Genomic DNA, 339 nt, shown 5'->3' with positions numbered 1-339 from the left:
AGATGAGATGAGAATTAAAATCAACGCCGTTCTTGATCAAGCTAAAAGCAATTCGCAATATTTTACGGGCGATGATCATGATAGCGGCCGTTGAGGGCCAGCCAAGTTGCCGGTAATGTTGATACACGGGCGCCCACACCTTTGATTTTGCTGCTGCCATGCCAGCGTTAAATAGCAAGCGGCGCCCTTCAGCAGGGCCTCGCTTGGAAAGTCTCCTGCGCCCACGTCTCTGGCCAGAGTCACTCGGACGTGGATCCATACCGACAAATGCAACGACAGCATCACTGTTTATGAAGCGAACGCGGTCAAACAGATTTGCCAGCCAGGAGCTGGTTAATA

The 339-nt window shown here is 51.3% G+C and carries 1 protein-coding gene; it reads right to left on the bottom strand.

What is annotated here, in order from left to right:
* Positions 1-313, bottom strand: a 313-nt coding sequence (locus tag ACO0LD_RS31805) for a transposase (protein ID WP_423013542.1), incomplete at its 3' end; no start/stop codon positions are given.
* Positions 314-339 lie beyond the last annotated feature (26 nt).

Origin of the sequence: Undibacterium sp. Ji83W, assembly GCF_049340385.1 — a bacterium.
GTDB lineage: Bacteria > Pseudomonadota > Gammaproteobacteria > Burkholderiales > Burkholderiaceae_D > Undibacterium.
This window is presented reverse-complemented; position numbering and strand designations above follow the sequence as displayed.